At 70.4% G+C, this 25583-nt stretch carries 22 protein-coding genes, 2 tRNA genes, 1 pseudogene and 1 riboswitch; of the genes and pseudogenes, 13 read left to right on the top strand and 12 right to left on the bottom strand.

Going from position 1 to position 25583, the window contains the following annotated elements; all coding sequences use genetic code 11:
- Nucleotides 1–100 precede the first annotated feature (100 nt).
- The 3 genes from ACFYWX_RS42940 to ACFYWX_RS42930 all read left to right on the top strand — a co-directional run bounded on the left by ACFYWX_RS42940 (nt 101) and on the right by ACFYWX_RS42930 (nt 5005).
- Nucleotides 101–3229 carry an FG-GAP repeat domain-containing protein gene (locus ACFYWX_RS42940; protein ID WP_389430754.1) on the top strand — a complete coding sequence of 1043 codons (3129 nt, stop codon included), beginning with the start codon at nt 101–103 and terminating at the stop codon, nt 3227–3229.
- Nucleotides 3230–3287: 58 nt separating this feature from the next.
- Entirely contained in the window at nt 3288–4823 is a 1536-nt protein-coding gene (locus ACFYWX_RS42935) for an amino acid permease (protein ID WP_389430753.1), read from the top strand.
- Nucleotides 4824–4932: 109 nt separating this feature from the next.
- Nucleotides 4933–5005 (top strand) — tRNA-Lys (locus tag ACFYWX_RS42930).
- 99 nt (nt 5006–5104) lie between these two features.
- On the opposite strand, the pseudogene ACFYWX_RS42925 reads toward ACFYWX_RS42930, so the two are convergent.
- The 6 genes and pseudogenes from ACFYWX_RS42925 to ACFYWX_RS42900 all read right to left on the bottom strand — a co-directional run.
- Nucleotides 5105–5554: pseudogene (locus ACFYWX_RS42925) on the bottom strand (response regulator transcription factor); the annotation flags it as partial.
- Nucleotides 5555–5850: 296 nt separating this feature from the next.
- The gene (locus ACFYWX_RS42920) at nt 5851–6036 is read right to left on the bottom strand and encodes a hypothetical protein (RefSeq protein ID WP_389430752.1); all 186 of its coding nucleotides are present in this window, start codon (nt 6034–6036) and stop codon (nt 5851–5853) included.
- 62 nt (nt 6037–6098) lie between these two features.
- Nucleotides 6099–7106, bottom strand: coding sequence for an MFS transporter (locus ACFYWX_RS42915; protein WP_389430751.1), 1008 nt, complete (start codon nt 7104–7106; stop codon nt 6099–6101).
- Entirely contained in the window at nt 7103–7678 is a 576-nt protein-coding gene (locus tag ACFYWX_RS42910) for an ArsR/SmtB family transcription factor (protein WP_389430749.1), read from the bottom strand. The genes ACFYWX_RS42915 and ACFYWX_RS42910 overlap by 4 nt, the downstream gene beginning before the upstream one ends.
- A gap of 119 nt (nt 7679–7797) precedes the next feature.
- Nucleotides 7798–7923, bottom strand: coding sequence for a hypothetical protein (locus tag ACFYWX_RS42905; RefSeq protein ID WP_389430748.1), 126 nt, complete (start codon nt 7921–7923; stop codon nt 7798–7800).
- Nucleotides 7924–7967: 44 nt separating this feature from the next.
- Nucleotides 7968–8339 carry an ArsR/SmtB family transcription factor gene (locus ACFYWX_RS42900; RefSeq protein ID WP_389430747.1) on the bottom strand — a complete coding sequence of 124 codons (372 nt, stop codon included), beginning with the start codon at nt 8337–8339 and terminating at the stop codon, nt 7968–7970.
- 142 nt (nt 8340–8481) lie between these two features.
- Here ACFYWX_RS42900 and ACFYWX_RS42895 point away from each other — a divergent pair, with 142 nt between their 5' ends.
- The 3 genes from ACFYWX_RS42895 (at nt 8482) to ACFYWX_RS42885 (ending at nt 13104) form a co-directional block, all read left to right on the top strand.
- Nucleotides 8482–9879: an NAD(P)-binding domain-containing protein gene (locus ACFYWX_RS42895; RefSeq protein WP_389430746.1), complete on the top strand. Its 1398-nt coding sequence runs from the start codon at nt 8482–8484 to the stop codon at nt 9877–9879.
- Between the two features lie 27 nt (nt 9880–9906).
- Complete coding sequence (locus tag ACFYWX_RS42890) at nt 9907–10374, top strand: ArsI/CadI family heavy metal resistance metalloenzyme (RefSeq protein WP_389430744.1); 468 nt, start codon at nt 9907–9909, stop codon at nt 10372–10374.
- 303 nt (nt 10375–10677) lie between these two features.
- A complete protein-coding gene (locus ACFYWX_RS42885) occupies nt 10678–13104 on the top strand; it encodes a SpoIIE family protein phosphatase (protein ID WP_389430742.1) in 2427 nt (808 codons plus the stop codon).
- On the opposite strand, the gene ACFYWX_RS42880 is transcribed toward ACFYWX_RS42885, so the two are convergent.
- A complete protein-coding gene (locus ACFYWX_RS42880) occupies nt 13091–15571 on the bottom strand; it encodes a SpoIIE family protein phosphatase (RefSeq protein WP_389430741.1) in 2481 nt (826 codons plus the stop codon). The genes ACFYWX_RS42885 and ACFYWX_RS42880 overlap by 14 nt on opposite strands.
- 188 nt (nt 15572–15759) lie before the next feature.
- Between ACFYWX_RS42880 and ACFYWX_RS42875 the strand changes: the two genes are divergently transcribed.
- Nucleotides 15760–16563, top strand: coding sequence for an alpha/beta fold hydrolase (locus ACFYWX_RS42875; RefSeq protein ID WP_389430740.1), 804 nt, complete (start codon nt 15760–15762; stop codon nt 16561–16563).
- A 4-nt stretch (nt 16564–16567) separates the two neighbouring features.
- Complete coding sequence (locus ACFYWX_RS42870) at nt 16568–17134, top strand: NADPH-dependent FMN reductase (RefSeq protein WP_389430739.1); 567 nt, start codon at nt 16568–16570, stop codon at nt 17132–17134.
- A 2-nt stretch (nt 17135–17136) separates the two neighbouring features.
- Here ACFYWX_RS42870 and ACFYWX_RS42865 read toward each other — a convergent pair whose 3' ends face one another.
- Nucleotides 17137–17406, bottom strand: coding sequence for a GntR family transcriptional regulator (locus tag ACFYWX_RS42865; RefSeq protein ID WP_389430738.1), 270 nt, complete (start codon nt 17404–17406; stop codon nt 17137–17139).
- A gap of 173 nt (nt 17407–17579) precedes the next feature.
- On the opposite strand from ACFYWX_RS42865, the gene ACFYWX_RS42860 reads away from it, so the two are divergent.
- Entirely contained in the window at nt 17580–17828 is a 249-nt protein-coding gene (locus tag ACFYWX_RS42860; RefSeq protein ID WP_389430736.1) for a hypothetical protein, read from the top strand.
- A complete protein-coding gene (locus ACFYWX_RS42855) occupies nt 17828–18187 on the top strand; it encodes a hypothetical protein (protein ID WP_389430734.1) in 360 nt (119 codons plus the stop codon). Before ACFYWX_RS42860 ends, ACFYWX_RS42855 begins: the two co-directional genes overlap by 1 nt.
- On the opposite strand, the gene ACFYWX_RS42850 is transcribed toward ACFYWX_RS42855, so the two are convergent.
- Together ACFYWX_RS42850 and ACFYWX_RS42845 are read right to left on the bottom strand one after the other, a co-directional pair.
- Nucleotides 18159–18809: a M15 family metallopeptidase gene (locus ACFYWX_RS42850; protein ID WP_389430733.1), complete on the bottom strand. Its 651-nt coding sequence runs from the start codon at nt 18807–18809 to the stop codon at nt 18159–18161. The two genes, ACFYWX_RS42855 and ACFYWX_RS42850, sit on opposite strands and share 29 nt — an antisense overlap.
- A gap of 31 nt (nt 18810–18840) precedes the next feature.
- Complete coding sequence (locus tag ACFYWX_RS42845; protein WP_389430732.1) at nt 18841–20979, bottom strand: glycoside hydrolase domain-containing protein; 2139 nt, start codon at nt 20977–20979, stop codon at nt 18841–18843.
- Nucleotides 20980–21374: 395 nt separating this feature from the next.
- On the opposite strand from ACFYWX_RS42845, the gene ACFYWX_RS42840 reads away from it, so the two are divergent.
- Entirely contained in the window at nt 21375–22211 is an 837-nt protein-coding gene (locus tag ACFYWX_RS42840; RefSeq protein WP_389430731.1) for a GNAT family N-acetyltransferase, read from the top strand.
- A gap of 47 nt (nt 22212–22258) precedes the next feature.
- On the opposite strand, the gene ribA is transcribed toward ACFYWX_RS42840, so the two are convergent.
- Both ribA and ACFYWX_RS42830 read right to left on the bottom strand, forming a co-directional pair.
- Nucleotides 22259–22912 (bottom strand): GTP cyclohydrolase II, encoded by a 654-nt coding sequence (gene ribA / locus ACFYWX_RS42835; protein WP_389430730.1) that lies wholly within the window; start codon nt 22910–22912, stop codon nt 22259–22261.
- A gap of 193 nt (nt 22913–23105) precedes the next feature.
- Entirely contained in the window at nt 23106–23630 is a 525-nt protein-coding gene (locus ACFYWX_RS42830) for a MarR family winged helix-turn-helix transcriptional regulator (protein WP_389430729.1), read from the bottom strand.
- 102 nt (nt 23631–23732) lie between these two features.
- Between ACFYWX_RS42830 and ACFYWX_RS42825 the strand changes: the two genes are divergently transcribed.
- Complete coding sequence (locus tag ACFYWX_RS42825; RefSeq protein WP_389430727.1) at nt 23733–24863, top strand: dihydrofolate reductase family protein; 1131 nt, start codon at nt 23733–23735, stop codon at nt 24861–24863.
- Between the two features lie 179 nt (nt 24864–25042).
- Nucleotides 25043–25116 (top strand) — tRNA-Met (locus tag ACFYWX_RS42820).
- A 299-nt stretch (nt 25117–25415) separates the two neighbouring features.
- Nucleotides 25416–25573: riboswitch (cyclic di-AMP (ydaO/yuaA leader) on the top strand.
- Nucleotides 25574–25583 lie beyond the last annotated feature (10 nt).

The raw sequence follows: 25583 nt of genomic DNA, 5'->3' as shown, positions 1-25583 counted from the left end.
AACGGCCTGTAGGATCAGCAGACTTGTGAGGGGGATGTGACGGCCGGGCCGGGGAAGATCTGGGGCGGTCGCGTCCTCCCGTGCCCCTGGGGAGGGTTCCTTGGCTGATCACGCCTTCGTACGTCATGCCCGCGCCCGGCGCGGGGCGGTAGCCGTCGCCGCGTCCGCGGCCTTTCTGGCCGGGGGACCGCTGCTGCCGTCGGCTTCGGCGGCGCCCGGGGCACCGCAGGAGACGGTGGTGCCGGCGACGTTGCGCAGCTCGTACACCACGGCGTCGCTCACCACGCCCGACTCCGCTTCGGGTTCGGACGGGGCAGGGGCGCAGGGCGTCTTCCACCGGCTGGAGGGCCGCCCGGGGATCGTGTGGACGCGGTACGCGGACGGCACGTCCGTCGACGCGCCCCCGACCACCGGCACCCTGCTCACCACGGGGACGGGCAGCGACTTCCTCGCCTACCGCTACGACGACGGCCGGGTCGCCCTGTGGAACGCCGTCGACGGCACGACCCGCACGCTCCGGCTGCCCGACGGGCACTCGTTCCTCGGCGTCTACGGCACCACGGTCGTCACCTTCCACAACCGCACCGCCGAGGACGGCACGACCAAGCGGGTCATGGACCTGCTCGAGGTGGCCGCGGACGAGACCTTCACGGACACCGAGGTCACCGGGCTGCCCGAGGGCATGCAGTTGGGTCCGACGCGAGGAGCGGACGGCACGGGCATCGTCTTCCAGGCGCGGATGGACGACACCGCCCGGGTCGTCGAGGTCGACCGGGCCACCGGCCGGGTCCGCGGCTGGACCCAGGCCCTGCCCTCCGGGTTCGCGCTGGCCAAACTCTCGGCCGGGCACCTGGCGGTCTACCGCGGGGCTGCCTATCCCGAGGTCCTCGTCGTGCCGCGCTCCGACCTCTCGGCCACCCCGGCCAAGGTCACCCTGGACGCCGGCGGCGCCGCCAACCCCACCGACGACCTGGCGGTGCTCGGCGACTGGCTGATCCACCGTCCGAGCGTCAACGCGTCCGGCACCGCGGTGAAGGCCGTGCCGATCGCGGGCGGCGCCCCGGTCACCCTGCTCGCCTCCGCCGGCCAGGGCGTCTCCGTCGCCTCGGACGGCTCGGCCGTCGCCATCGGCCGTACCGGCACCGACGACTGGGGCATCCAGCGCATCCGTCCCGGCGCGGACGGCGCCCCGCCCGTCGTGACCCTGGCCAAGCCCCTGCCGAAGCCGCCGTTCAGGATCCAGGGGCTGTCCCTGGACCAGGGCCGGCTCGTCGTCGAGGACTACGGCTCGACCTACGGCACCAAGGGCGAGCGCATCAGCCGGATCCGGACCGTCGCCGCCACCGGCACACCCGGGTTCGGTGACGCCTCCCGGTTCCTCGACTCGGACTCGTACATCGGCAACTGCGACGACGCCGACCTGGCCTGTGCCGCGATCCAGGGCACGGCCGCGGGGCAGATCGCCCGGCTGGACCACTTCGACGCGGACCGCGACCGGATCACGGTCGACGGGCAGGGTCAGTACGACTACATGTACCTCGACGTGCCTTCCGGCGGGCGGATCACCGACGTCTCGGGCCGGTACCTGATCCACACGACCGCCACGAAGCAGAACGTGTACCGGACGGACAGCACGACTCCGGTCGTCTCCCGTACTCCCGGCCCCGCCGCCCTCTCCGGCGACGTCCTGTGGGCCCCGGGTACGACGACGGGCAGCGTCACCGCGTACAGCCTGACCGCGAAGAAGACCACCGAGACCCTCACCACCGACGCGGGCTGCACGCCCACCGAACTCCAGGCGCTGGGCCGCTGGTTGTACTGGACGTGCGGCGACAGCGCGGGCGTCTACGATCGTACGGCGAAGAAGTCCGTGCCCGTGCCGGCCGGTGAGGCCGAACTCGGGGACGGATACGTCGTCACCCACGACAAGGGCGCCGGGAAGCTGACGCTGACGACGGTCGCGTCCGGTACGCCCGCGAGCCGCGTCATCGGAGACCTGCCCGACACGGGCGTCTCACAGCGAGACGTGCGCTGGACTGTCGACGAGTCCGGCGCGAACGTCGCCTACGTCGACGGTCAGGAGCGCGTGCACCTCGTGCCGTCCGATGTGGCGCAGCAGCCGCTGCGGTTGCTGGAGCCGGCGCGGAGCGCGTCGTCCGTCGAGGCGCACGAGCGGGACGCGAGGCCCGACGATCTGACCACCGTGGTGTTGTCGAAGCCGGCCGCGAGCTGGCGACTGACCGTACGCGACAAGGTGACCGGGAAGGTCGTCGACGGCCGGGACGGCGGCGCGGTGCGCGGTGAGCTGGCTGTCGGGTGGCACGGGACCAGGGCCGACGGGATCGCGTTCCTTCCCAACGGCCGGTACGACTGGACGCTGTCCGTCATCCCCGCGGACGGCGTGGGCGCCGCACTGGACGTGCGCGGCACGGTCCAGCTGCTGCGGGGCGGGGCGGTGCGGCACGACTACGCGTCAGGGCTGGGGCTGCCGGACGGCACCGGTGACCTGCTGACGCTGAACTCCTCGGGTGCGCTGTCCTTCCACTACGGCGCTGCTTTCAAGGACAAGGTGACGGGCACGGGCTGGGCCACGTCGATCACGGCGGTGCCCTTCGGTGACCTGGGCGGGGACCGCTGCAACGACCTGCTGGTGCGGCAGAGCAACGGGTCGCTGCGGCTGTACAAGCCGGCGTGCGGGGAGGCGGCGACGCCGTCGACGGCGTCCACGACGGTCGGTACGAGCGGCTGGAACCAGTACGACGTGCTGACCTCGCCCGGTGATGTGAGCGGTGACGGCCGGCCGGACCTGGTGGCCCGCAACGCGAGTACCGGGGACATCTACCTGTACAAGGGCACGAGCACGGGCGGGCTGTCGGCGCGGGCGAAGATCTTCGCGGACTGGCGGACGTACAAGAAGATCGTCGGGGTCGGGGACATCACGGGTGACGGCATCGGCGACCTGATCGCGCAGGACAAGGCGAACAACCTGTACCGCTACGACGGCACGGGGACGGGGACCTTCAAGGCGCGCACGAAGGTGTTCACGAACTGGGGCGGCTCGTACAACGCCGTCGCCGGGGCAGGGGACACCACCGGGGACGGCAAGGCGGACCTCGTCTCGCGCGACACCAGCGGGAACCTGTACCGCCACAACGGTGACGGGAAGGGCTCGTTCGGGGCGCCGACGAAGATCGCCAGTGGCTGGCAGGGCTACAAGGGCGTTTTCTAGCCACATTCGATGGCTCTGTGTCGCATGTCACGTCCCCGGTGAGGGAATCGCTGGGGACATGACAGATGACGCCAGAGCGAGTGGGCTGTCTGACGAGGAACGGCTGGCCCAGCTCGGTTACACGCAGGTTCTCGCCCGCCGCATGTCGGCGTTCTCCAACTACGCGGTCTCCTTCACGATCATCTCCGTCCTGTCGGGGTGCCTGACGCTGTACCTGTTCGGGATGAACACGGGTGGCCCCGCCGTGATCACCTGGGGCTGGGTGGCGGTCGGCCTGATGACACTGTTCGTCGGCCTGTCGATGGCCGAGATCTGTTCGGCCTATCCGACGTCCGCGGGCCTGTACTTCTGGGCCCACCGGCTCGCGCCCCCGCGTACGGCGGCCGCGTGGGCGTGGTTCACGGGCTGGTTCAACGTCCTCGGCCAGGTGGCGGTGACGGCGGGCATCGACTTCGGCGCGGCCTCCTTCCTCGGGGCCTACCTGAACCTCCAGTTCGACTTCGAGGTGACGCCGGGCCGTACGGTGCTGCTCTTCGCCGCGATCCTGATCCTGCACGGCCTGCTCAACACCTTCGGCGTCCGCATCGTCGGCCTGCTGAACAGCGTGAGCGTGTGGTGGCACGTGCTGGGCGTGGCGGTGATCGTCGGCGCGCTGACCTTCGTACCGGACCACCACCAGTCGGCGTCCTTCGTCTTCGGCGAGTTCGTGAACAACACGGGCTGGGGCAGCGGGGTGTACGTGGTGCTGCTGGGCCTGCTGATGGCGCAGTACACCTTCACCGGCTACGACGCCTCCGCCCACATGACGGAGGAGACGCACGACGCGTCGACGGCCGGCCCGAAGGGGATCGTGCGCTCGATCTGGACCTCGTGGATCGCCGGCTTCGTCCTGCTGCTGGGCTTCACGTTCGCGATCCAGTCGTACGACGGTGCGCTCGCGTCCCCGACGGGTGCGCCGCCGGCCCAGATCCTGCTCGACGCGTTGGGCGCGACGGCCGGCAAGCTGCTGTTGCTGGTGGTGATCGGAGCGCAGCTGTTCTGCGGGATGGCGTCGGTGACGGCCAACAGCCGCATGATCTACGCCTTCTCCCGTGACGGCGCCCTGCCGCTCTCCCACGTCTGGCACACGGTCAGCCCCCGCACGCGCACACCGGTCGCGGCGGTGTGGCTGGCGGCCGGGGCCGCGCTGGTACTGGGCCTGCCGTACCTGATCAATGTCACGGCGTACGCGGCGGTCACCTCCATCGCCGTGATCGGCCTCTACATCGCCTACGTCATCCCGACGCTGCTGCGGGTGCGCAAGGGCGACGCGTTCGAGCGGGGGCCGTGGCACCTGGGCCGCTGGTCCGGCGTGATCGGCGTCGTCTCGGTGGTGTGGGTCGGCGTGATCACGGTGCTGTTCATGCTTCCGCAGGTCTCGCCGGTCACCTGGGAGACCTTCAACTACGCGCCCATCGCCGTCCTGGTCGTCCTCGGCTTCGCCGCGACCTGGTGGCAGGCATCGGCCCGCCACTGGTTCCTCAACCCCGACCACGAACGCACCCGCGCCCGCGAGGCGGCCCGCGCGGGCGCACCCGAACCGGTCGATCCCTGACACTCCCGGCCCCATCCACCCCTCCGGCACGGCCGTGTCTCCGATACCCGATCGGAGACACGGCCGTGTCCGGCTATGCTCGTGGAGGCAACATCACGCAACACCGCCTGGGCCCTTAGCTCAATTGGCAGAGCAGTGGACTTTTAATCCATTGGTTGTGGGTTCGAGTCCCACAGGGCCTACGGAACGATCAGCCCCTCACCTGCGACGGAAGCCGTAAGGGAGGGGCTGACTCACGGTTCGGGGCGACTTGAAGACCGTCAGCCGGCCCGATGGTTCTGTCAGCGGCGCAGATAGGCCAGGACCGCGAGCACCCGCCGGTGGTCGGCGTCGCTGGAGTGCAGTTCCAGCTTGTCGAAGATGGTCCCGATGTGCTTCGAGACGGCGGCCTGGCTGACCGACAGTTCCTGGGCGATGGCCGAGTTGGAGCGGCCTTCGGCCATCAGGGCGAGCACCTCCGTCTCGCGTGGAGTCAACGCCCGTACGGAGGTGCGTCCCCGGCGGCTGCCCAGCAGCCGCCGGACGATCTCCGGATCGATCACGGTCTCGCCGTCGGCAACCCGCTGGGCCTGGGCGACGAAGTCCAGCACGTCCCCGACCCGGTCCTTGAGCAGATAGCCCACTCCGGAGGCCTCGGACTCGGACTCCGCGGCGCCCAGCAGTTCGGCGGCGTAGTCCGCCTCCAGGTACTGGGAGAGCACACGTCGCCGACAACGTGGCCCTGCCCGGCGCCACCGGGGCCCAGCTCCTGCGCATGCTCGTCTGGGAGTCGATCGTGGTCGTGACCGTCGGTGTCGTCACCGCGGGCGCGGTGCTGGGCGTCTTCCTGTCGCTGCTGTCGCGGCGGCTGGCACCGTACGGCGTGGACCTCGGCTCTGTCGTGCCCGGGGAGTCGCTGGCCCGAGTAGTAGTGTCCTGTGCCGCATTGGGCCTGCTGGGCGTACTGGTCCCGGGCGCCCTGGTACTGCGCGTGCGCGCGGTGCATGCGGCGCGGGCTGCGGCGAGCGCACCGTCCCGCTGGTCGAGGTCAGGCCGACTTGTCGTGCGCGGGAATCGGCGGGGCATGACGGACGGCCGGACTGACGGTGGCGATGACCGCGGTGACAAGCATCACCGTGGCCAGTACGAACACGGAGCCGTTTGGTCCGATGGCGGTGAGCAGGTAGCCGGCACCGAGGGAGGCCAGCGGCATGACCCCCCAGGACAGGGTCATGGCGGCGCTGGTGACACGCCCCAATAGCTCATTGGGAACCAGGACGGTTGTGTAGGTGATGATCACAACGGTCCGATGAACGCGCCGGCGGCACCGATGGCACCTATCAGCACAGGGTCCGACGTGAGTGCGAACAGAGGCAGAAGCGCAGCCCAGATCCAATTGACGCCGATGATGACGGTCTTGGGCTTGAAGTGACGATGGAGCCTGCTCGCCGCGAGTGCGCCGATCAGACCGCCACCGCTGTAGATGCCGAGCATCATCCCGATGGTGGCGGATGTGGCGCCGTGGCGCTGGGCGAGGACAACCAGGATCAATACGAGGGCCTGGAAGACCAGGTTGCTGACGGCGATCAGCAAGATCGCTGCGCGGATGAGTGGGTGGCGCCAGACCCAGCGCAAACCTGCGGTGGTCGCCTGCCACAGCGGTTCCGCTGGAGGCTTCGTCTGGTTCTGCAGGTCGCTTCGGATGAACAGCAGCCCGATGGAGGCAACGACGTAGGAGACCGCGTCGGCCAGGAACGGCATGGTGCGGTCGATGCCGAAGAGCATGCCGCCCAGGGGAGGACCGGCCAGAGCCGCACCGCGGCTCCTGGCCTCGTTATGGGCCACTGCGGTGGACAGGAGCGCGACGGGGACGATCTTCGGGAGTGCGGAGCGCTCGGCCAGCCCGAAGAAGACGAAGCACAGTCCCTGCACGAAGGCGATTACGGCGAGGTGCGTGACCGTGAGTTCGCCCCACCACATGGCAATCGGGACGGTGGAGAGTGCCAGTCCCGCGACGAGTTCGCTGATCAGCAGGATCTTGCGGCGGTTCCACCGGTCCACCAGCGCTCCGGCCGGCAGGTGAGCGATGAGGAAGGGGAGCGTGCCGGCGGCTCCGACGATCCCGGCGTCGGAGGGCGATCCGGTGGTCGCAAGGACAAGCAACGGCATCGCCGTCCCGCTGATCTGGGCGCCCAGGGTCGAGACGACCTGACCGCTCCACAGAGCGATGAACTCGCGGTTGCGCCATAACGAGGGCCGTTCGGCGGTTCCTTCGGCGGTTCCTTCGGCGGTCGGGGCGGTCACGACGCGTCCGCGCTGTCAGGGGTGGGGAAGGCATGGAACACCACGGAGATGTGCCGGCTGCCGGGGGGCGCCTGACCGGGTTCCCGGTGCCAGCGTTTGAGGAAGGCGATGTACTCCTCACCGAACTCGGCCAGTTCCTCAGCGGTGAGCGTGGTGCTGCCGAAGGAGTGCATGGCGCTGGCAGCAAACTCGCCGAACGCCTCTCTGCTGGACAGGTAGGAGGTCAGGTCACGGTCAGCACGCTCCATCCATAGCCGGCCGATCTCCTCGGCGGCGACAGCAACTTCGGGTTCCGTCGGGCGGCGTGGCAGCCGCACGTCCTGTGGGATGGCTCGCCAGTACTTGCGACGCCCGGATGAACGGTCCGTGTCCTCTTCGATGAACCCGAACCGGGCCAGTTGTCGCAGGTGGTAGCTGGTCGCGCCACGGTCCTCACCGAACTCGGCGGCCAGGTCGGCGGACGTAGCCGGACCATGGCGCTGAAGCCGGGTCACCAGTTGTTGGCGCAGCGGGTGAGCGAGGGCCTTGAGTGCGTCGATGTCAGACAGCATGCGCTGTCGCAATTCAGGCATGACGAGAAGATATCTATGCAAAGATTTCTTCTCAATCCTCTTCCCTGGTCGGCTTCGCACTCACCACCCGACGGTGACAAGGGGATGGTCTGAACGCCGGGTTCCCTCTGACCGGCAGGTCAGCGGCCCTCCGGCAGCGTGAGCTGTCGGCGGTGGAAGCCGAAGTGCCGGGTCGGATACCGGTACAGGTCCGCGATGGTCATGACGTCCCGGAAGAACGGGTCCCAGCGGGTGGGGTAGTGCATGGCCAGGGCGAGATCGGCTTCCCGCTCGGCCTCGTTCGGCCGGCTCAGCCGAAGGTGCCGAGCATCTTCCCCATCGCGGCCACCACCGACGGCTCCACCCGGTAGTAGACCCAGGTACCTCGCCGCTCGGAGGTGAGCAGGCCGGCCTCCTTGAGCTTCTTCAGGTGGTGGGAGACGGTCGGCTGGGAGACGCCGACGTCGGAGATGTCGCACACGCACGCCTCGCCGCCCGCATGCGAGGCGACCAGCGAGAACAGCCGCAGCCGCACCGGGTCGCCCAGCGCCTTGAACATCGCAGCGGTCCGCTCGGCCTCCTCGGCCGTCAACGGCCGCTCGGTGAGCGGTGGGCAGCACGGCACGACGGCACCCTCGGCGACCTCGGGTTCCAGCAGCGGCAGCGCCTTCGTGTTCGACATGCGTCTATGTTGACATACGTCGAAACAGGCGGCCAGGGTCGGCCAGCTCGTGAATTCGATGAATGTCTATGTTGACGCTTGTCGATGCAGGTGCCATGCTGGCAGTGCAAGGGATCGATGACCATCGAATCAAGGGGACCCAGTGGCCGCGTCCATCCACAGCGTGCTCACCACCGACCAGCTGCCCGTCGTGGTCATCGGTGCGGGCCCCATCGGCCTGGCTGCCGCCGCCCGTCTCGTCGAGCGCGGGCTGGAACCCCTGATCCTGGAGGCCGGCCCGGTCGCGGGCAGCACCGTACGCGAGTGGTCCCACATCCGGCTGTTCTCGACCTGGGGCGAGGTCGTCGACCCGGCCGCCGAGAAGCTCCTCGCGCCGACCGGCTGGGTCCGCCCCGACTCCTCCGCCTACCCGACCGGCGGCGACTGGGCCGAGCGCTACCTCCAGCCGCTCGCCGATGTCCTCGGCGACAAGGTCCGCTACGGCGCCACGGTGACCGGCGTCGCCCGCGCCGGCCGGGACCGGATCGTCGACTCCGGCCGCGACGAGCAGCCCTTCACCGTGCACGTCCGGTCCACCGATGGCCACGAGGAGCGGCTCACCGCCCGCGCCGTCATCGACGCCTCCGGCACCTGGTCCGTCCCGAGCCCGATGGGCGCCGACGGCCTGCCCGCCCTCGGCGAGAAGACCGCCGCCGACCACATCACCTACCGCGTCCCCGACCTGGGCGACCCAGCCCTACGCACCCGTTACGCGGGTAAGCGCACCGCCGTCGTCGGCTCCGGCGCCTCCGCCTTCACCGCCCTCGCACTCCTCGCCGACCTGGCGAAGGAGGAGGACGGCACGCACGCGGTGTGGATCCTGCGGCGCGGCATCGGTGCGGACACCTACGGGGGCGGCGAGGCCGACCAGCTCCCGGCGCGCGGTGCCCTGGGCCTGCGCGCCAAGGCCGCCGTCGAGGCCGGTTACGCCGGCGCCGCTACGGGATTTCGTACACAGGCTGTGGAACGCGACGGCGCCGACCGGTGCGTCCTTGTCGCCGAGGACGGCCGCCGCCTCGACCCGGTCGACGAGGTCATCGTCCTCACCGGCTTCCGCCCGGACCTGTCCTTCCTGTCCGAACTCCGCCTCGGCCTCGACGAGCGCCTCCAGGCCCCGACCGCCTTGGCTCCGCTCATCGACCCGAACGTGCACTCCTGCGGCACGGTCTACCCGCACGGTGTGAACGAGCTCTCCCACCCGGAGCAGGGCGTCTACCTGGTCGGCATGAAGTCCTACGGCCGCGCCCCCACGTTCCTCGCCATGACCGGCTACGAGCAGGTCCGCTCCGTCGCCGCCGCGATCGCGGGCGACCAGGAGGCCGCCGAGCGCGTCGAACTCACCCTCCCGGAGACCGGGGTGTGCGGCGGCGCGGGCCTCTTCGACGAGCCGGAGAGCACCGAGCCGGAGAGCGCCGAACAGTCCGGCGGCGGATGCTGCGCCGCCCCGAGCACCCTCCAGATCGGCATCGGAGCCCCGGCCGCCACCTCCGGCGGCTGCTGAACACCCCACCCATCAAGGAGGTTCGCCATGACGTCCCGCGTACAGCTCGCCCTCCGCGTCCCCGACCTCGACGCGTCCGTCGCCTTCTACAGCAAGCTCTTCGGCACCGAGCCCGCCAAACTCCGCGACGGCTACGCCAACTTCGCCATCGCCGAGCCTCCGCTCAAGCTCGTCCTCATCGAGGGCAGCGCGGACGAGGCAACGCGCATGGACCACCTCGGGGTGGAGGTCGAGACGACCGAAGCGGTCCACGCCGCCACCGCCCGCCTGGGCGAGGCCGGCCTGGCCACCGACGTGGAGAACGACACCACCTGTTGCTACGCCCTCCAGGACAAGGTCTGGGTCCAAGGCCCAGGCCAGGAACCCTGGGAGGTGTACGTCGTCAAGGCCGACGCCGACTCCCTCGCCAAGCAGCAGGGCAGCACCTGCTGCACCGGCGCGGCCGAGTCCGACACCGGCGCGAGGGAACCGGTCGCCGCGGGCGGCTGCTGCTGATCCGCCGATGACCGACCTCCCCACCAGCGGGGCCGTGACCTGGGCAGAGGCCCGGTCACGGCCCCGCGCCGCCCAGCTGCTCGCCGGTCCGCTTGGGAGGCACCCTGGCGAACGTGCTCTGACCTGGTGGTTCCGGACATCGAAGCGCCCGGGTCGGCTTCGGTCGGCTCGGGCGGTGTCCTGTGCTCCTCGCGTCTGTTCCGAACGGCGTACGCGCCCCGGGGTGTGAGAGCCTGGTGGCAGGGGCCCGTCTGTGGATGGGACCGGAGCATGGGCGTTTTGGGCGTGCCTCACAGCGACGACATGGCCGATCCGTTCGACGTCTTGAGCGTTGCGCTGATGCTGGTGGACGCGGACGGGCGTGTCGAGTACTGGAGCGCGGCAGCGGAGAAGCTGCTCGGCTACCCGGCAGCCGAGGTACTGGGGAAACCGGCGACCTTCCTGCTGGACAGTGGCGCGGGGGCGGCTGCCCTGAGTCGCGGACGACTTGCGGGCGGCCGCTGGGACGGCCGGGTCTCCACACGTCATCGTGCCGGCCACCGGGTGGAACTCGCGCTGCGGGTCCGCGCCCTGCCGACGAGCGGTGGGCACGACGGACGGCTCGTCGCTGCCTGCGCTGCCCCCGGCCTGAGGCGGTGGGAGCTGAGCCGGGCAGCGGTGCACGGTCTGATGAACCAGTCACCGATCGGGGTGGCCGTGCTGGACACCGAGCTGCGCTGCCAGTGGGTCAACGACCTCCTGGCCGGCATGGAAGGTCTCCGGCCGGAAGGCAGGCCCGTCCCGCAACCGCCGGTCCGTTCCGGCGAGGTGATGCCGACGGTGGAGCGGCAGGCCAGGCAGGCGCTGACGGCCGGCGAGGCCCTGTCGTCGTTCGAACACGTGACGCTCTCGCCCGGATTCAGCCGGCAGAGCCCCGCACGCCTCAGGCTGCGCTCGTCCGTCCCCCTGCGCGACCGGTCCGGTGTCACCCTGGGGGTGTGCCATACCGCCGTCGACTTCGACGACCAGGATCGGGCACGCCAGCGGCTGCTGCTGGTGAACGAGGCCAGCGAACACATCGGAACGACCCTGGATCTCGAGCGCACCGTCGCGGAACTGGCGGAGATCCTGGTGCCCAGGGTCGCCGACTTCGCGGCGGTGGACCTCCTCGACGGCGTCCGGGGCGCGGAAGAGCTGGCGCTCCGGCCCCAGAGCGGCCAGGCCGGCCTGTACCGGGCCGCCCACCTCTCGATCCGTGCGGACCATCCGGAGGTGGTCGCGGCGATCGGCGCACCGACTCGGTATCCGGCGCAGTCGCCGCAGAGCCGCTGCCTGGCCTCCGGCCGGTCCGTCCGTACGGCGGCCGTGACACCGTCGACGCGCTGGCTCAGTGAGGATCCGCTCCGGCGCACCCCTTTCGCCCGTATCGGCGTGCACTCCCACGTGGCGGTGCCGCTGCGCGCGCGGGGAGTCACCGCGGGCGTGGTGACCCTTCTGCGCTGGGAGAACACGGACCCGTTCGACGAGGATGATCTCCTCCTCGTCGAGGAACTGTCCGCGCGGGCGGCCGTGTGCGTCGACAACGCCAGGCGCTTCGCCCGCGAGCACAGTGCGGCGCTGGCGCTCCAGACCAGCCTGCTCCCGCCCGCACTGCCCCACCACACGGCCGTCGAGGTCGCCTATCGGTATCTGCCCGCGGACGCCGAGGCCGGCGTGGGCGGAGACTGGTTCGACGTCATCCCCCTGTCCGGCGCCCGGGTCGCACTGGTGGTGGGAGACGTCGTGGGGCACGGCATCCACGCGGCGGCCAGCATGGGGAGGCTGCGCGCAGCCGTGCAGACGCTCGCCGACATGGACCTGCCCCCTGAAGAGCTGCTGGCGCACGTCGACGACCTTGTTCTGCGCCTGGCGGAGGAGGCCGAGGCGAGCGCGGAGAGGCCGGTGGTCGTGGGCGCGACGTGTGTGTACGCGGTCTACGACCCGATCCTCCGCAGGCTGTGCGTGGCGCGAGCAGGACACCCCAGTCCGGGGATCGCACACATGCGAGAGCCCGTTGGATTTCTCGACGTTCCCGCCGGCCCTCCGCTCGGACTCGGTGGCCTGCCGTTCGAGTCGGCCGAGATCGAACTGGAGGAGGGGAGCGTCATCGCCTTCTTCACCGACGGTCTGATCGAAGCGCACGACCATGACGTGGACACCGGCCTGGAGCGGCTGTGCTTCACGCTGGCCCATCCCGACCGGCCGCTCGAGGAGATCTGCGACACCATGGTCCGCACACTGCTGCCCGACAGCCCTGACGACGACGTGGCCTTCCTCGTGGTGCGGACGCGCGCCCTGAGCCGCGACCGAGTGGCCTCGTGGGACATCCCGCCCACCCCGTCAGCCGTGCCGGAAGCCAGACGCAAGGCCATGGGCCAACTGTCCGAGTGGGGTCTCGACGACGTCGCGTTCACGACGGAACTGATCGTCAGTGAGCTGATCACCAACGCGCTGAAACACGCTCGCGGCCCCATCGGCCTCCGGCTGATCCTTGAGCGGACGCTCACCTGTGAGGTGTCCGACGCGAGCAACACATCCCCGCGCATGCGACGCGCACGGTACACGGACGAGGGCGGCCGGGGGCTGTTCCTGGTGGCACAGGTCGCGCAGCGCTGGGGCACGCGCTACACGGGGAAGGGCAAGACGATCTGGACGGAGCAGACACTGCCGGATGTGAGGCCGCCCGTCGCGAGGACCGTCACCTCGGCGTAGGCGTCTGAGTCCGGTCCGTCTCCGTCAGGTCCGGCTCCGGCAGACCGATGAGGAGCAGGGTCACGTCGTCGTCATGCGCTGCCGGGTCCGGGATGAGGGTCTCGACCATCCGGGCTGCGGCCCGATCGAGGACTTCCGGGTCGGCGACAGCGCACTTCAGCACGTCGCCGAGGGTGTGCGCGAGGACGTCGATCTGGGCGTCGATGTCGGTCCCGGGCCTCTCGACCAGTCCATCGGTGTAGAGCGCGAGAGTACTGCCCGGCGGCAGCGGCTGAGTCGTCGCGCGGTACGGCACCCCACCGGACGCGTCGTTGACCCCCAGGGGCACGTTGACCGGCGTCGGCAGCAGGCGGGCGGGGCCCGCGGGAGACAGCGCGATGACGGGCAGGTGTCCGGCCGAGCACAGCGTGACCTCGTGCGCGTCCTGGTCGATCACCAGGTAGAGGCAGGTGACGAGCTGGTCCGCCAGGTCGCTGACGAACGCGTCCAGCCCGGTCATGAGCCCGCAGGGCGAAACACCCGTCCGGGCCAGCGCGTGGGACGCGGCACGCAGCTGGCCCATGACGGCCGCCGCTTCCAGGCCCCGGCCCATCACGTCGCCGATGACGACGCCGGTGCGTGTCTTGTCCAGCGGAATGACGTCGAACCAGTCACCGCCCACCCCGGGATTCTGGACGGACGCCAGGTACCGGTGGGCCCTCGGCAGATACGGCAGGTGGGGCGGTTCCCCCATCAGGCTGTGCTGCAGGGTGTAGGCGATGTGCCGTTGCTGCTCGTAACGCTCGGCGCGTTCGGCCTCGGCCTGTCTGCGTTCGGTGATGTCCCGCACGGTCAGGAACACCAGCGTGTCCCGTTCGGCCTGGAAGGCGCTGACGCTCACCTCGACGGGGAAGACTCTGCCGTCGGTGTGCATGGCGTACAGGTCCCGGTCCAGGACCATCGGCTGCGGGTCGCGCAACCCCAGGTAGCGGCGGAGGAGCGCGCTGTGCCGGGGACGCCGGGGGCCGGGTACCAGGTCGTCGACTTTTGTCCCGACGAGGTCGGCCGGTACGTGACCGAACACGGGCTCCACCTGGGCGTTGGCCAGGATGATGGTCCCGTGGCCGTCCGTGATCAGGGTGGCGTCGGGGGCGGACTCCAGCAGAGCGAGAAAGCGCCGGTTAATCCGCTTGACCTCGCGCTCGGCGGCGACTCGTTCGGTGATGTCGGTGACGACGCCACACACGGCGTACGGCTTCCCGTTCGGATCCTTGAGCGGGAACAGACTGGTGAGGAAGTCCCGTGTGCCTCCCGGCAGCACGAACCGTTCCTGCCGCTGCACCGGAGCTCGCCGCCTCAGCATGTCCAGGTCGGCGGCCCGCGCCTGACGTGCGAAGTCCGACGGCAGAACGTCCCGGTCCCGACGGCCGAGGACCCGCCCGCGGGGCAGACCCGTGCTTTCCTCGAACTTCGTGTTGACGGCGAGGTAGCGACCCTTCAGGTCCTTGATGAACACCACCGCGGGCGTGTGGTCCATGAACGACTGCAGCAGTTCGTTCTGTCTCACCTGCCACTCGGCTCGGGCGTGCGCCACCTCGGTACGGCGGCCCACGACCAGGGCGGCGAAGATGACCACGGTGAACACGATCACGTGGCCGCAGACCAGCAGCGCGGTCCCCAGGCGTGCTCCGTACAGCTCGGCGTCCTCGCCGGCCTGGACGAGCGCGCCCAGCACCAGCGGCGCGACCAGGGTGGTGACGATCAGCCGGCGGCCCAGGGCGCCCGTGGTGCCCGTGTTGGTCAGCAGTCCGGCGGGGCCTTCGCCGGGCCGGGCCAGGAAGGCCGCGATGCCCAGCAGCACCAGAGCGAGGGCGGTGTGCAGGGCCATGCCCGCGTAGCCGCCGAACCGCTCCAGCTGAGGCACGTCGTAGAGGAACCCGTAGAGGCGCACCATGCCCAGGGCGGCGACGGCCAGCGCCGGGACCTGGCTCGTCCAGGCGGGCAGCCGGGGCATGCTCGCGCACAGAGCCGCCGCGCTCGCGAGCACCAGTGCCGCGGCCGTGTTCGGCGCCATGCGTCCGGGTGCCGCCGTCGCCACCCGCGCGGTTTCCTCGAAAAGGAGTTCGTCGATGCCGAGGTTCGCCCCGGTCAGGTACTCCATGAGGGTGAGCCCGCTGATCACGGCGGCCAGGACCGCGCCTGCACGGGCCGCGGCCATCGTCCTGCGGTCGGCGGGCCTTCGGATCACCGCGATCAAGGAGAGGCCCAGCGCCGACAGAGCCACGGCGGTGTTCGGCTTCATGGAGTCGGCGGCTTCGGGCAGCACCGCCTTCAGGACGTTACTGCCGGTGATCCAGCCGAGCAGAGCCAAGAAGCCGAGCGTGGCAGCCACCAGGGCCGCACCCTGAGCCACGGCACGAGCCGCGGCCAGCGCGGACTCGTGGAACGGCAGGCCCTCGACCTGCCCCGCTCCAGTCGCATGGGGCACCTCGGGCGCCCGCCGGTCTCTTCGCACCACAGGATTTTCAACCTTATGGGCGGATTCGTAACCCTCCCCACCAGCTTAGATGCCGCGTGAGGGGCTGGTTCGGTCGCCGAGGGCGACGCTCAGGTCATACAGTCCTTGCGGCATCTGGGTGACGGACGCTTCCGCCTGGCAGGAGTGAAGAAGGGCCGATGCAGCACACGACAACGCCTGACGGGGTCCGTATCGCCTACCAGGTCCAAGGCGAGGGTGCGCCGCTCGTTCTGCTGGCGGGCCAGGCGAACAACCACCACTGGTGGGACGGGGTACGTGACGACTTCCACGCCCACCGCAGCACCCTCACGCTCGACTACCGCGGTACGGGGGAGAGCGACAAGCCCGACAGGCCCTACAGCACCGAGGTCTTCGCGCAGGACGTGATCGCGGTGCTGGACGAACTCGGCGTCGACCGGGCCGACGTCTACGGCACGTCCATGGGGGGACGCGTGGCTCAGCAGCTCGCGGCCCGCCATCCGCACCGGGTGCGCGCCCTGGTACTCGGCTGCACGTCGCCCGGCGGGCCGCACGCCGTCGAACGCGACAACGAAGTGCGCAGATCGCTCGTACAACCTCAACCCGGTGCGGCGCGACAGGCTTTGCTCGAACTGATGTACACCCCGGCCTGGCTGGCGACCCACCCCGGCCCCCACCGGACACTCGGCGACCCGGCCATGCCCGCCTACGCCCAACGTCGCCACCTGGTGGCCAGCAACCAGCACGACGCGTGGCACCTCCTGCCCGGCATCAGCGCACCCACTCTGGTCGTGCACGGCAGCGACGACCTGCTCAACCCCGCCGCCAACGCCCCTCTGCTCGCGAACCGCATCCCCGGCGCCCGGCTTCACATGATCACCGGAGCACGGCACGCCTATTTCGAGGAGTTCCGCGCCGTCGCAAGCCCGCTCGTCCTGGACTTCCTCACGTTGGCCGAAGGCGGTGCCAGGGAAGTAGGTTGAGCGGATGTCCGCTCTGCCGGTGATTCTGCTGCTGTCGGGGAGCCTGCGCGCCGGTTCCACCAATGAGGCCGTGCTGCGCACCGCGCAGGTCGTGGCGCCCTCCGCGAAGGTGCGTGCCGTCATGTACGACGGTCTGGCGGAGCTTCCGCACTTCAACCCCGATGACGACACCGACCCGTTGCCGGCACCCGTGGCGGGGCTGCGGGCGGCTCTCGACCGGGCGGCGGGCATCCTGATCTGCACCCCGGAGTACGCGGGGACCCTGCCGGGTTCGTTCAAGAACCTGCTGGACTGGACGGTCGGCGGCACCGAGATCTGCGACAAGCCGGTGGCCTGGGTCAACGCGGCGGCACCGGGCCGCGGCCAGGGAGCGGAGGCCACGCTCCGGGCGGTCCTGGGCTACACCGGCGCTGACGTCGTGGAGTCGGCCTGCGTGAAGCTCCCGGTGGACCGGGGGACGGTCGGCGAGGGCGGCCTCATCGACGACGCGGAGGTTCACCGGCAACTCGGCGAGGTGTTGGGCCTGTTGGTGGCGGCCGGTGAGCGGGTCGCGGTGGCTGAGCAGGCGTAACTTCAGGCGCGAGGTTCGCCCTGTTCGGGTGCGTCGCCGGATGGCTCCGGCATGCCGATGACGTACGTCCCTTTCGCGGGCAGCGTTGCGACGAGTCCTCGTTTGCGGAGTTCGACGACGGCGCGACGCACGGTGCCGATGCTCACGCGATACAGCTCCGTCATGGCCCGCTCACCCGGCAGCGCGGCCCCTTGCGGCAGTTTGCCGGACCCGATCTCTGCCGCGATGGCGTCGGCGAGTTTCACGTACTCGTAGCGCGGAAGCTCACTCATCTCTCCACGGTGCCGCAGCCCAACGCACAGTGCAGGGGTGGAACGCGTCCCAACGCGGTAGGACGCAGAGGGGTGCAGGGGGACGCAGTTACCGGTATGGTCGAAATGACAAGACCCCGGCGAGGTGGCTAGACCTCCCGGGGCACGGCCAACGCTGCTTTAGGAGCGTCGACATGCATGACCTTATCCGCCGCACCCTCGAATGGATGCGCCTTCTCCTCGGCCCGGGCACGGGCAAACGGCGCCGCACCCACCGCCACCTCCGCCCCCATGTCTGCCTGCACTTCACCGCCGTACGCCACTACTCCACCCCCCTGCCCCCGCACCGCTCCCCGTACGGCCTCGCCACCCCCCTCGACGGCACCGACTCCGCCCTCGTGCGCCCCTACCTCATGGTCGGCGCCCAGGAGGTGGCCGCCTGATGTCCTCGTCCCCCCGCCTCCTCCCCTGGCCGTCCCCCGACGGCAAACCCTGCTACCTCGTTACGGACAGCAGCGGCGGGTACCTGTCCCGCCTCGCCGACGACCTGGAGGACATGCAGCTCGCCACGGCCGCCGACGTGCTCGGCCTCGTCCGCCCGTTGCTGGACGACCCCTCGTCGCCGTACACCGAGGTCCGCTACGCCGGACTCCGGCTCGCCGAGTGCCTGACCGACGCCCTGCGCGTTGCCGAGTCCCGGGGCATGCGCCTGCCTGAACCGGACGCGGAGGACGACGAGGACGACGAGGACGCCGATGGCGTCGAAGAGGCCTTCACGAGCCGTTCCGCGGGTCCTGCGTGACGCCCGCGCCCTTGCCAGGTGTGGCGTTCCAGGCGCGGATCTTGTCGGCGACGCGTTTCACCTTCGGGGAGGTGGGCGGGACGTCGATCTGGAAGTGGCTCTCGTCGGGGTTCGGGAAGTCGCCGCCCCACTTCACGGCGCCCTCGCAGTCGGTGAGGATGTCGCGGATCACGGCCAGTTGGGGGGCGAAGAAGCCGCCTCGCGTGCCCGCCGGGTAGGAGTCCGGGCGGATGTCGACCGCTGTGCCCGACGCGTGGTTCGTCTCGTAGCCCTTGGTCCTCGCCGGGGGCCGGTAGCCGCTCACGTCGTCGGCGCGCAGTGTCTCGACCTCGTAGTGGAAGCGGCGGACCACGTGCACGAGGATCGTCTCCACGTCGCCGATCGCCACCTCGACGCCGAAGCCCGTGCCCGGTACCGGGCAGGTCCAGACGGTGCCGTCGGCGTCGGGGGGTGTCGTGGCGATCGGCCAGCCGTTGGCGGACGTGGGGGACGCGTCCGCCGGGGTCCCTCTGTCGGCTGCGGACGCAGTGGTCGCCGTGGTCGTCGTCGTACCGGCGATCGCTCCGGTCGCGACCGCCGTGGTGACCGCCGAGCGCAGGAAGTGTCGTCGCGTTGCTGCCATGAGTGTGCTCTGCTCTCTTCTCTCGCGTCTGCTACCGGCGGCCCGTGCGCACGGGCGCGTAGTACTTCTCCAGGACCTGGTACAGGCCCAGCTGGACCGACCCGTCCAGGCCGCCCGTGCCGAGGAAGTCGCCCAGAAGCCGGCGGGTGCTCTCCGCCGTGTCCGCGAGGCCGGGGCGTGGCAGGCCCAGGTCGTGGGCGGCCGCGATGAGGGCGTACGCGGTGCTGTTGATGCGGAACTTGTCGTCGTCGCGCAGCTTCTGGCGGACCGCGCGCACGTCGGCGGAGTCGGACGTGTCGAGGAGGGGGCCGCGGAGGATGCGCTGTCGGACGCAGTGGTTGCGGGCGGCGATGGTGGTCTGCGGCGAGATCGGCGAGCCCGTGCGCACCGACCACAGCAGGCTCGCCGCGATGAGTGCCTTGCGCAGTCGCAGGGTGCGGGCCAGGTCGGTCAGGACGGCGTCGTAGGTGATGAGGGCGTCGAAGGCGGCCGTCGTGCTGTCGGCTGCCGATGTCACCGGCGTGGACGTGGGTGTCGGGTCCCCGGCCCCCTGTTCCGGCAGCCCCCACGCGCGCAGGTAGTTCCGTACGTCGGCCAGGGCCACCGCTCGCCGGGACGTGTCGAAGCGGATGTCGAGGTCGGTCGCGACGGCCGGCGGCGCGTACGTGATCTGGCCGAGGTCGCGGCCCGACGCGATGTTGTTGTCGATCTGGACCGCGCCCTCGCCGCTGCCCACGTCGAGCGTGGCGATCTGGTCGAACGCCCAGTCCTCGGGGAGCGGGGAGGCGACGTTGCCGGTGTAGGCGGTGGACATGTCGGAGACGAAGCTCGCGGAGGTCAGGCCCTCGGCGCCGACCCGGGCGCACACGGCGCGCGCTCCGTAGATGCCGGTCAGATAGCCCGCGCCGTCGGCGTCGACCGCCGCCTTGAGCGCCCGGAAGTAGGGGAGGATGCCCGTGGTGACCTCGGCGTCCACGGCGTCGTAGTCGACGGCGAAGTAGATGCGTGTGCCGGGCCGGAAGCCGTGGTAGCGGGCCCAGTACAGGGCGTCGGCCGCGTCCGAGGTGCCCTGTGCGGCGGTGAAGTAGCTCGCGGCGGCACCGTTGGTCTGGTAGATCGGGAAGCAGCGCAGCCCGTTCGCGGCCATGACCCGGAGCTCGCCCGGCTTGATCATCTTGTCGAGGGTGGTGCCGGGGACGTTCGACAGGTACCGCCCGACCACCCGGTACCCGGCGGCGGCCAACGCCTTGGCCCGGGCGTCCGTGACCTCGGTGGAACAGTCCGCGGCGGTGCCCCTGCGCGACGTGTCGCCGGTGGACACCAGCAGGGACGCCCAGGTGGCGAAGTCGCCCTTCCCCGTGATCGGCAGCTTCACGAACTCCTGGAAGGCGGCCACCCGAACGGCGAGCCCGGCGCCGAACGTGTCCGTGAAGGTGACGCCGTCCCGCTGGTTGAACGCCATCGCGGCCGAGAACAGCCGTACCCAGGCGCCCGTCGACCCGGCGGAGAGGGCGATGGACTTCAGCCCGTTCTGGGTACCGGGTCCGAACACGCCGTTGGCCACGTCGTCGGTCATGCCGAGCTCGTACTGCACGGCGAACATCAGCGCCCGCTGCACGTCCCGGGAGTAGCGCCCGTCGCAGGCGATGACGAAGAAGTTGGCCCGGCCGACGTAGGTGGCGTTCATCCAACGCTGCGCCGCACGGACGGTGTCGCCGCCCCCCTTCTGGCAGGTGTACGCGTCCCTGTTCAGCAGCGCCTTGAACAGCTTGGGCACCACGGCGTCCCCGGGATACGGCCCGTCGAGGCCCGCGTCCGCCTTCAACTGCCGTACGGCGGCCGCGACCCGGACGTCATAGGTGCCGTCGAGATCGTCACCGCCGTCGTAGCCCTTGCAGTACAGGGCGGACTGGAGGATGCGTATGACGTTCGCGGGAGCGGTCGAACTCGCGTCGATGGAGGGCCACTTGGCGGTGAGCGTGGCCAGCGTGGTGGGCCCGAAGTTGTCCGAGAGGGCGGTGATGCCCAGTTCGTACTGCAGGGCGCGGGTCAGCGCGTACAGCGTCGGCCAGTCCACCACCCCGGTCTCCTCGACCTCGGTGATGCCCGGCACACCGCCGTACGTGCCGTTGATGAATCTCTGGGCGCGCAGCACCCTCTCGTCGGCCATGGATGGGGTTCCTTTCGCATGGGGGGTGAGTGCACGCGGGCCCCATGGGCCACAGCAGCACCATGCAGAAGGAAAGCGGAGCAACATCACGGCTGGGGAGGCATTCATCCGTTACCGGCCGGTCTCCCCAAGAAGATCCCAGGACTCCCGCAACCTCCACGCCGCCGACAGGCGTACGCAACCGGCTTGAGCGCGGACAGGCCCTAAGCTGACCCGGAGTGCATGCTCCCCTCACGGTGAAGGACTGAAGCCAATGAACTCGGCGTCCCGCAGCGGCCGCCGTCGGTACTGACCTGTCTGCTCAGTGCCGTTCCGCTCTCCTCACGGCGGCCCGACGTCGCGGTGCCTGACGCACCGCCACGCCCTTGACCACTCTCACGTGAGGCCATTTCACCGTGCACATCGACGTCCCGAGCATCGACGTTCAAAGCTTCGCCGTCAGCAACCTTCGTCGCCGTCCCGAGGCGGCTGACATCGGCCCCTTCGTCGCGGGGTTCGACCCCTCGACCACCAGCCCTTACATCAACTACGCGACTCCGGTGCCCGGCGCCCACCCCGGCCGCCGGGACGTCGCCGCGCTGGTCGAGGCGTTCCGCGAGCGCGGGCTCACGCCCCGGCTGGAGTTCGCGCCGGACGCCGCGCCCGAGGTGGAACCGGCCCTGCGGGCGGCGGGGTTCACCTCGGAGGCGGTGCACCAGTACCTGGTGTGCACGCCCGCCACCCTCACGCCGCCGCCTTCGCCGGCCGGGCTCCTCGTCGAGACCCCGCGCACGGACGCGGACTACGTGTCGATCGACGCCGCCCTGGCCGAGGCGTTCGCCGGTGTGTTCGCCGCGTCGGAGGAAGGGGCTGCCCGACTGCGCCGTACCCAGGAGAACGGGGGAGCGGTGCGGTTCGTACGGGGCTCCGACGGCGACTGCGTCGGCGCGGGAACCTGCTCCGCGCCCGCCGTGGGCACCTCGGAGCTGGCGGGCGTCGGCACTCGCCCCGCCTGCCGCGGCCGAGGCGTCGCCGGCTCCGTCACCGCGGCGCTGGCGCAGGACCTGTTCGCCCGTGAGGCCCGATCGGTGTGGCTCGAATACTCGGGTGAGGGGTCCCGACGGGTCTACGAGCGGGTCGGCTTCAGGCCGGCGGGCACCCGCCTCTACATGGCGCTCCAGGACAACCGCCCGACAGGTACCGGGAGTGCTACCGGGAGTGCTGACGGGAGCCCCGGCTCCGCGGCGCGCTGACCGTCCCGCTCCGCATCACCGAGGCCGGCCCCAGCCCCAGTCCAGACTCAGCCCACGTTCAGTTCCGTCAGCGTCGCCGCCTCCGGCAGCTCCGCCAGCGGCAGCGTGTGCTGGGTCTGGAGGACCTTCGCGCGGAGGTAGCGGACGTTGTCCGGGGTGGCGAAGACGCCGGTGGGGACGCGGTCGCGGACCTCGACGCCCAGGGTGCGCAGCTGGTCGGCCTTGTCGGGGTTGTTGGAGAGCAGGTCCAGGCCGGTGATGCCCAGGGCGTTCAGCATCTGGGCCGCCGCCGTGTAGTCGCGGGCGTCCTCCGGCAGGCCGAGGGCGGCGTTGGCCGCGTAGGTGTCGAGGCCCTGGTCCTGGAGGGCGTACGCGTCGAGCTTGTTGTAGAGGCCGATGCCGCGGCCCTCCTGGCGGAGGTAGAGCAGAACGCCGCCGCGCTCCGCGATCCGCTCGACCGCCTCGCGCAGCTGCGGGCCGCAGTCGCAGCGGGCGGAGCCGAAGACGTCGCCGGTCAGGCACTCGGAGTGCAGGCGGACCAGGGGGACGGGGCCGGGGTCGCCGAGGACGACGGCCACGTGTTCCTGGCCGTCGGCCAGGCCGTGGAAGGTGACCAGTTCGGCGTCGACGCCGTAGCCGTCGTGGAAGCGCAGCGGTACCCGGACGCGGGAGCGCGTGGTGGCGGCGGGGAATGCGGGCATGCGGGGCCTCCGGGGTCGGGTCCATCGCTGATCGATCCAAGGATCTGCTTCAGATTTGAAGCACATCCTCGGATCGGGACCCTACCCCTGCTTGAAACTTGAAGCAACACGTTTGTGGCGCGCGCCTCATGCGTCACGCATCAGGCCCAACGCCGTTGTCCCGCATCAGGCTTAACGCCGTTGCCCCGCCGGGTCATCCCGTTCCTGCACACCCTGTGGATGAACGCCGCAGCCACGGCAGGTCCCCCTGGCCGTCCCCCGGCCCGTCCCCCATGAGTCCCTTCGTGATCCCCGTGAAGATCTCCTCCAGCTGCGCCACCTGCTCGGGGCTGAGGTGATCGAAGAGGTGGGCGCGAACCGTCTCCACGTGCCCCGGCGCCGCCCGCTCCAGCACCGCGAGTCCCTCGTCGGTCAGCGCCGCGAGGCTGCCGCGGCGGTCCGACGTGCACCCCTCGCGCCGTAGCAGACCGTCCTTCTCCAGGCGTGCCACCGCGTACGTCAGCCGGCTGCGGGTGATCTTCAGCTGCTCGGCGAGATCGGTCATGCGCAGTCGGTGTTCCGGTGTCTCGGACAGGGTGGCCAGGATGGAGTAGTAGATGTGCGGCATCCCGGCCTCCTGCTGGAGCTGCCGGTCGAGCGCGTCCTCCAGGAGCATGGTGGTGGCGATGTACGCGCGCCAGGCGCGCTGCTCCTCGGGGGTGAGCCAGCGGGTCGTCATGCGACCAGTGTAGGTTTGTTTCAAACTTGAACCAAGACCCGGATGCTCCCGTCCTCGGCACCCCTGTCCTCAGATGCTCCCGTCCCACGATGGAGTGCGTAGATGCCTCTCCCTTACGTCCTGCTGTCCGCCGCGGTCTCCCTCGACGGCTACCTCGACGACACCGGCCCCGAGCGGCTCCTGCTCTCCAGCCCGGCCGACTTCGACCGGGTCGACGAGGTACGGGCCTCCGTCGACGCCATCCTGATCGGCGCCGGCACGATCCGCGCGGACAACCCCCGGCTGCTGGTGAACTCGCCCGAGCGGCGCGCGGCCCGGGTCGCCGCGGGGAAGCCCGCGTTCCCGCTCAAGGTCACGGTCAGCGGCTCGGGTGAGCTGGACCCGGCGGCGCAGTTCTGGCACACGGGCGGGGAGAAGGTCCTCTATACGACGGACAAGGGCGCCGAACGGGCCCGGCGGGGCGGCATCGACGCCGACGTCGTGGGGCTGGGCGGCGAGCTCGACTGGCGCGGGCTCCTGGAGCACCTCCACGACGTACGTGGCGTACGGCGGCTCATGGTCGAGGGCGGCGGAACCATCCACACCCAGCTGCTCCAGCAGGAACTCGCCGACGAACTCCAGCTCGTCCTCGCGCCCCTCTTCGTGGGCGACCCCGAGGCACCTCGACTGTTCGGGCCGGGCGCCTACCAGGGCGGTCGGCTGCGGCTCGTCGAGACACGGCGCATCGAGGACGTCGTGCTGATGCGCTACGAACCGACGGCACCCGGCAGCGCCGGGTCGGTGTCCCCCGCCGACCGGCACTGGCTCGCCCTCGCCTGCGAGCTCGCGGCGCTGTGTCCGCCGTCGGAGACCGCGTTCAGTGTGGGCGCGGTGGTCGTGGCGGCCGACGGGACGGAACTGGCGCGAGGGCATTCCCGGGAGGGCGGGGATCTTGTCGTGCACGCGGAGGAGGCGGCCCTCGCGAAGATCGACCCGGCCGACCCGAGGCTCGCGTCCGCAACCGTCTACAGCAGCCTCGAACCGTGCGCCCGCCGCGCCTCCCGGCCCGCCCCCTGCGCCCGGCTGGTCCTCGACGCGGGGGTACGGCGGGTCGTCACGGCCTGGCGCGAGCCCGACACCTTCGTCGAGGGCGCCGACGGCACGGGCGTGCTGGTGGCGGGCGGCGCCGAGGTCGTCGTACTGCCGGAGTACGCGCAGCGGGCCAAGGCCCCCAACGGCCACCTGCTCGGCTGACCACCCGTCACCGGAGTCAGCCGCATCCCGTCACCGGAGTCAGCCGCATCCCGTCACCGGAATCGGCCGCCTCACCAGCGCGATCACGCCGCCTCGAAAGCGTGATCACACCGCCTCGGACCCCACCGCGAAACCGTGGTGCTTCGCACCCCGCGGATGCCGTACACTTGAGTCAACGACGCGGGGTGGAGCAGCTCGGTAGCTCGCTGGGCTCATAACCCAGAGGTCGCAGGTTCAAATCCTGTCCCCGCTACTGAAGGCCGATGGCCGGGATTCTCACGAATCCCGGCCATCGGTGTGTTCTGGGGGCGCCGGTGGCCGTCGTCACAGGGTGTGAGGGATCCGCCCCGCTCCGCATAACGACTGACGTAACGTCAGAAACCGTATGTGGTCAGCCGCGCGGCCAACTCGCCCGTTTTTAGCCGTTCATGGGCCGTAAGTCCACGGCGAAAAATGTTAATGATCAAGCGGAACAGCTTGGAAACCTGACCCCGTGTCTATTAACGTTCGATAACGCAGCGCGGTCGTCCCAGCCGTCACAAGAGACGGCTCCGTGCTCACGCGCCGAATCCCGCAAGGGAACCGGGGAACCACCACCTTGGGGTGAATCACGTGGATGCCGCCGTGGACTCACGGCCGGTATACGCGCGTAGGAGACCTTCCCGCTCCGAACCCGTCAGCTAACCCGGTAGGCGTCACGGAAGGAAAGGAGTACGCCTT

The sequence above is a fragment of the Streptomyces sp. NPDC002888 genome (genome assembly GCF_042888465.1).
In the GTDB taxonomy this organism is placed as follows: domain Bacteria; phylum Actinomycetota; class Actinomycetes; order Streptomycetales; family Streptomycetaceae; genus Streptomyces.
Note: the sequence above shows the minus strand (reverse complement) of the source record. Positions and strands in the feature narration are given on the sequence as shown.